The sequence below is a fragment of the Mycobacterium sp. genome, from assembly GCF_035603715.1.
Lineage (GTDB): Bacteria > Actinomycetota > Actinomycetes > Mycobacteriales > Mycobacteriaceae > Mycobacterium.
The window spans coordinates 1-6,123 of sequence record NZ_DATNJW010000137.1; the positions used below are offsets into that span (position 1 = coordinate 1).

A 6,123-nucleotide genomic window follows, 5' to 3' on the forward strand; every position below is an offset into this window, starting at 1 on the left:
CCCGTCGAGGCGATCGCCCGTCGCGCCGGTGTCGGTGAGCGCACCCTGTACCGGAGGTTTCCGACCAAGGCAGAACTGGTTCGTGCGGCACTGGACCAATGCATCGCCGAGGACCTCACGCCGACGATTGAGGCGGTCCGCAGGACCGCTGACCCCATGACGGGCCTGGCCGAGCTGTTCGATGCGGCGATATCGCTGGGCGCGCGCGAACACAATCTGTTGACAGCGGCGCGCCGAGCCGGGTCCTTGACGTCGGACGTCTCGACCGGGCTGTACGAGGCGCTCAGCGAGCTCGCTGAGCGCGGCCGGCGAGCCGGCGTCGTACGGGCCGACCTGGCTCCCGCCGACCTGCCGCGGATGATCGCGATGCTGCACAGCGTGCTGTGGACGATGGACTCCGGCAGCGACGGTTGGCGCCGCTACGTTGCGCTGATGCTCGACGCGATATCGGCCGGCGACCGGCGAACGCTACCTCCGGCGGCCACACTTCGATTTGTGCCCGAATCGGGCAATTGGCCGATGGAGGGCGGCGCTTGAGCGGCGTCGCAATCCGTCCCACCTGCGGCGTCGTTACCTGATCGTGACTAATTCGCGATTTGCTCGTAAGCTGCTTGCCGTGCCGGGTCACAAGTTAGCCAGCGGCGGCCGAAAGTCGCCGGTAGTGATGGCTGCGGTCGCCGTCCCGGTCGCCATCATCTTTGCCCTCGGCGGCAGCGCCCACGCTGAGGACCATCACAGGGACGCCAATGCGGTAGCTGACGCGCCATGTTGCCATCTGCAGATCATGGCCACCGCACCGACCACGACGGCGTGGTCCGCGTCCGCTGTCCCGGCCCCCGGCGCTCCCGCCGAAACTGCGGCCGCATCACGCGCGTCGCGATGGCATGTCGCCTCCAAGAACGCCCCGCAAGTCCTGATCGCGGATGTCGCTCCGGAACGTGGCCTTCAGGTCAAGACGATCTTGGCCGCTCGCACCATCAGCGCGGTGTTCCCGGAAATCAAGAACATGGGCGGCGTTCGACCGGACGCGCTCAGGTGGCATCCCGAGGGCTTGGCGATCGACGTGATGATTCCCAACCCGTCCAGCGCCGCCGGTATCGCGCTCGGCAACGAGATCGTCTCGTTCGCGCTCAAGAACGCGGACAAATTCTCGTTGCAGGATTGCATTTGGCGGGGTACGTACTACACGCCCAAGGGGCCCTCAGGATCCGGCTACGGCCACTACGATCACGTCCACATCACCACCCACGGTGGCGGATATCCCAAGGGCGGGGAAGTCTACCTTCGCTGACCCGGTGAATTGATTCTCGTTCCCGATTAAGCCAAGTGCAGCTAAGGCACCCAGTGCCTTCTCCCGGCGTGTCAAACGCTATGAGCAGCCGCTGTTTTGGGCGACCGCTGCGATCAAACCGTGATGCACTGGTGCGGATTGCGGTCTAAACGTCTCTATTTGGCAACGGTGTGGTGTGGCGTAGTGCGTGTTGAACAGCGGTCCACTAAAACTGATTTTGGTCGAAACGCGAATCCGTTATGGCTGCGCGCCTTTGGCCGCGTCTATTGCTGTGTAGGAAATGCTCGAATGTGGATAAGGAGTTGACGTCGATGGCAAGCTTCGACCGATTCAGCATCAAAGTCGTTGCCGGCGTTGGCTTATGCGGCGCCGCGATAGCGTTGAGTCCGGATGCGGCAGCCGCTCCGTTGAAGGCTGGAGGGTACGCGTGCATGCAGGGCGCCGCGGGCGAAGTCGGTGCCCCCGCGGTCGCCGGTGGTGCGGCCGGTGCAGGCCCGGCAGTCGCCGGCGGTGCGGCGGCGTGTGGAGCCCCACTCGCCGACATGAGCGGTGCGCCAGTGGCTGCGCCGGTTCCCGCCGGCGCTCCGGTACCGGTTGTACCTGCTGGTGCTCCCGTTCCGGCGGGCGCTCCGGTACCGGTTGTTCCTGCGGGCGCTCCGTTGCCTGCTGGCGCTCCCGTTCCGGCAGGTGCCCCGGTACCGGTTGTTCCTGCCGGTGCTCCACTGATCGCGCTTGGCGGCGCGGCTGCTCCGATCCCGGGTGCTGTACTCGCGGGTGGCGTTGGCGGTAAGGGAGTGCCCACCGCTACGGCGTCGACAGGCGGCCCCGTATCCGGTGAGCCCATCCTGCCTGGACCTGTTGAGTAAGGGAGACTACGTCACGCCCCCGGGTCATACCCGGGGGCGTTTTTTAGTGCTCATAAGCTGCCGGCGATTCGGGAAAGAATGCGGAAAGTCCTGCACCACAACAGCATTATGCTGTACATGTGACTTGAGGCGTGGCGTCCTGACTGCCGATGGCTGTCGGCTTCGCTACTCCTTGACGACCACCGGGTCGCCAACGTTGACCGTGTTGAAGTACCACTCGGCGTCGGCGGGGCTCAGGCTGATGCAGCCATGGCTGACGTTTTCGAGTCCAAGCGATTGGACGGCCCACGGAGCCGAATGCACGAACAGCCCGCGGCTGCTGATCCGGTCGGCGAAATCCACCGGCGTCTTGTAACCCTGGGGACTGCTGATAGGGACGCCGACACTGCTCGAATCCATAACCACAGTGCGCTCTTTGGACATCACCGTGTAAACGCCGACCGGCGTCGGGAACTCCGGCCTACCCATCGAGGCCGGCATGACGCCCGGTTCGCCCCAGTGCGGTTGGTGGTGCGGGGCCGGCAGTTGCGTCGAAGGCGCGCTCGGAACTCCGTCGACGCTCACCGTGAAGGTGTGATCCGAGATGTCGGCGACACCGAGGACGGCGGGTCCGGTTTTGAAATCCGTCGACAGGCCGCCCACGGACAGCGCTATGGTGCTGTGCGCCGGCCAGTATCGGTCCGGAACCCATTGCACGACATCGTTATCGAGCCATTCGAACTTGCCGGTCATTGAGGGGGTCGATGCGACCCGAACGGCGCGCTCCGCCGCGCGCCGGTTGACCACGGGTGCGCGGAACGTGACGACCACAGGATGCGCAACACCCACGACCTGGCCCATCGATGGCCGAATCGAAGCGACCGCGAAGCGGTCTGACTGGTGTGATGCCGTCAGGCTGACACCGGAAGGCCCGGTGACCACCGATGCCGAGATCCCAACCACCACAACGACAGAACGACAGACCGCCCGCATGCGCCAGTTCCTTCTAGTAGACAGGTTTTCAATAGCGATCTTACGGGTGTCCAGAATGTTGGAAGTTTAAGGGCGCGTTAGCGATTCGATAAAGCATGGGTCACGTTTTGGCTACGGTCAGCGGAAACCGGGCCCGTTAAACGAAAACTGAGCTCAGCGAACGCTTGTTTCGCTCGAGGCAGTTTGGCCGGCCAGGGTTGACTCACCGGTTAACGCGTCCGAATGAGTTGCGGCGAAATGGCTGTGTAGTCCGGTCACCTGTAGTACCCGATTGAGAAATGCGGGGCGATGGTCGAGGTGCAATTGGACGCCCGACTGAGTGGTCCGGCGGTGCAGCAAAAGCAGGCCGGAAAGGGCCGCCGAGTCCAGGAATGTCAGGCCGCTGAGGTCGAGGTGCAGGTCGACCAGGCCGACCTGCTGCGCGAGTAATCGCGATGCCGCCTCGACGACTTCATCGGCACTTTCGTAGTCGAGGTCGCCGGTGACCCGCACGCAGGCCGACCGTCCGGTCTTAGCGATTGTCACGGAAAAGTTCATGTAATCAATTGGGGGTCGGTCGCCGAACACTTCCGGTCGGCGAGAGCGGATTGGGCCGCAACCAACAAACGCCGACTGCGGGGAAGTCATGCTGCTGTGTACCCAAAAGGTCGAGCGCCGGAAACAGCGTCGGAAACAATGTGGCGCCCGGCACACCTCGGGCGATGAGGATGTCGGCGGTCCGGGGGCTCAAGCCGTGAACCTTCCCCGGGTGTGGCCGTCGACGGCACTCAGGTGTGTGCGGCGTGGAGCGGTGATGGCCACGACGGCGATGTCGTCATGCACCTGCTGACCGATCCACTGGGTGGCCAGCATCATGACGCGCTCGACCACTGATTCGGCGGGCATTCCGGAGCACTCGGCCAGCGCGGAAGCCAGACGCTCCTCGCCGAACATATAGTCACCCAGCGGGCCACCCCGCGCCTCGGTGACTCCATCGGTGTAGAGCACGCAGGTCTCTCCTGGCGCCAGGTAGGTCTCGAACGACTGCGCTTCGATGTTGGGCAACGCGCCGATGAGCGTGCCGCAGGTATCAGCCTGCTCGACCTGCCCGCCGTCGCGCACGATCAGTGGGGGAAGATGGCCCGCGCTGGTCAGCCGCAGGAACACCCCGCCGTCGCGGTTGGCGACCGACGCCAGTACCAAGGTGGCGAAGCGGCAGTGCTCGGCGGACAACATCGCGCCGTTGAGCAATTCGAGGACTGCTTGATGATCGGCGGCCAGAGGCGTCAACGCCTGCAGCGTGTTACGGATCTTGCCGGTGAGCATGGCGGCCTCGAGGCCCTTGCCGCACACGTCGCCGAGAACGACCAGCGTCTCGCCGTCAGCGGTCGCCGCGGGGTGCACGTCGTAGAAGTCACCGCCGACGACTCCGTAGTCTTCCGAAGCTCGGTAGCCGCCCGCGAATTCGATGCCGTGCATCGGCTGCAGTTGCGGCGGCAGCAAGTCGCGCATCAGTGTGCGGGTGATCGAGGCTTGCTCGGCATACAGTCGGGCGGCCGACAGCGCCACACCGGCCCGGGCCGCGAACAACCGCGCGAGTACCTCGTCGCTTTCGCTGAACACGCCCCCTTCGGCGTACCGCAGCAGCACCAGCGCACCTGCCGACACGCCGTGACCAGCCAGCGGGGTGATCATCACCGAGCCCAACGGGCGGGGAAAGCCGGTCGGAATCAGCCAATCCGGCAGCGTCGCGGCGTCGATCCGGCGAGCGGGACCCGGCGGGAATTCCCGCAATGCCTCGCTCAAACCGGCCACTGAGGTCGGATCGGCATCAACACTGCGCTGCTCCACGGCGCCGGTCGAGTCGCCGTAGAAGATCGGCATCCGGCGGCCCGGGCCGACGGGCGCGACGACGACGGCAGCGTCGGCGAGATCCCGAGCGGCAAGCTGCGCGGTCGCTTCCCGGCACCGGTCGACATTCAGCGACGCCATCAACACCGACGACGCTTCGAGCAGGAATTCGGCGCGTTCGTGCTCGCGCGTCAGGGCATGTTGGGCCTCGCGCAGCACCTGGCCGGTGTCCTCGACCAGCGACCACGCCACTTCTCCGCTGGGAAGCCTTGCGTGGTGGGCGTCGAACTTGCGGCCGGCGACGGGGCCCGTTGCGCTGAACGACTCCCTGCTCTCCGGGGCCGACGCTGGTTCGACGAGCCGGAGATGCACGGACGATAGCCATCCGACGGCGGCCTCCAGCGGAGTGCCCGGCCCTACCTCGGGTAATAGCGACTGCGCTGACGCGCTCAGAGCCCGGATGGCTCCGGTCTGATCAACAACAAGAGTGGGGCAGGCGACGTAGGTCCACAGCGACTGATGGTCGGTCTCAACCGGAACCGGAGCCGCATCCTGCATACCAAATCGACCTAAATTGTCGCGTCTACTTAACTATCGTTGGCGAGGACTTTACGCATATCGCTTGTCGCTGCGGAAGTCTCAGTTTTGCTACGGCCCGATCTTGATATTTCGGATCTTTAATCGGGCCGCACTCGCTACGGTCAGAGTACATACGACGGAGGTGTTATGACGGGTCAGATCCCATTGGTCGACTACTTGGTGCTCGATGACGGCGATCCCCACCTCGTCGCGCAGGAATGCACAAACTGCGGCGCCCGATTCTTCGATCGGCGCAATGCCTGCGCCGGTTGTTTCGCGTCCGAATTTTCACCCGTCGACGTTGCGACCGAGGGCACGCTGCGGGCGTTCACCATCGTCACGTTTGCCGCACCCGGCATTCCCACCCCGTTCGTCGCGTCGGTGGTCGACTGCGACGGCACCCAGGTGCGCGCCAACTTGGTCAATGTCGAGCCCGATCCCGAACATGTCCGCGACGGGATGAAGGTGCGGCTGGCTACCTACTCGATCGGCACCGATTCGGCGGGCACCGAGGCCATCGGCTTCGGCTTCGAACCCGCGACCTGACAATCCACGTCAAAAAGGAGAAGTCACTATGAGCGTCAG

General features: G+C 64.7%; 7 protein-coding genes. 4 read left to right on the forward strand and 3 right to left on the reverse strand.

Going from position 1 to position 6,123, the window contains the following annotated elements:
- The 3 genes from VN856_RS06260 to VN856_RS06270 form a co-directional block, all read left to right on the forward strand.
- The coding region (locus VN856_RS06260; RefSeq protein ID WP_325687213.1) for a helix-turn-helix domain-containing protein at positions 1 to 537 on the forward strand (537 nt) is incomplete at its 5' end.
- Between the two features lie 79 nt (positions 538 to 616).
- The gene (locus VN856_RS06265) at positions 617 to 1,291 is read left to right on the forward strand and encodes a hypothetical protein (RefSeq protein WP_325687215.1); all 675 of its coding nucleotides are present in this window, start codon (positions 617 to 619) and stop codon (positions 1,289 to 1,291) included.
- A gap of 302 nt (positions 1,292 to 1,593) precedes the next feature.
- Positions 1,594 to 2,157: a hypothetical protein gene (locus VN856_RS06270; RefSeq protein ID WP_325687226.1), complete on the forward strand. Its 564-nt coding sequence runs from the start codon at positions 1,594 to 1,596 to the stop codon at positions 2,155 to 2,157.
- A 165-nt stretch (positions 2,158 to 2,322) separates the two neighbouring features.
- On the opposite strand, the gene VN856_RS06275 is transcribed toward VN856_RS06270, so the two are convergent.
- From VN856_RS06275 to VN856_RS06285, 3 genes are all read right to left on the reverse strand, one after another.
- Positions 2,323 to 3,129: a L,D-transpeptidase gene (locus VN856_RS06275; protein ID WP_325687218.1), complete on the reverse strand. Its 807-nt coding sequence runs from the start codon at positions 3,127 to 3,129 to the stop codon at positions 2,323 to 2,325.
- A gap of 153 nt (positions 3,130 to 3,282) precedes the next feature.
- Positions 3,283 to 3,654 (reverse strand): STAS domain-containing protein, encoded by a 372-nt coding sequence (locus VN856_RS06280; RefSeq protein WP_325687220.1) that lies wholly within the window; start codon positions 3,652 to 3,654, stop codon positions 3,283 to 3,285.
- A gap of 201 nt (positions 3,655 to 3,855) precedes the next feature.
- Positions 3,856 to 5,517: a SpoIIE family protein phosphatase gene (locus tag VN856_RS06285; protein ID WP_325687222.1), complete on the reverse strand. Its 1,662-nt coding sequence runs from the start codon at positions 5,515 to 5,517 to the stop codon at positions 3,856 to 3,858.
- 168 nt (positions 5,518 to 5,685) lie between these two features.
- Between VN856_RS06285 and VN856_RS06290 the strand changes: the two genes are divergently transcribed.
- Entirely contained in the window at positions 5,686 to 6,084 is a 399-nt protein-coding gene (locus tag VN856_RS06290; RefSeq protein ID WP_325687224.1) for a Zn-ribbon domain-containing OB-fold protein, read from the forward strand.
- Positions 6,085 to 6,123: the final 39 nt, after the last annotated feature.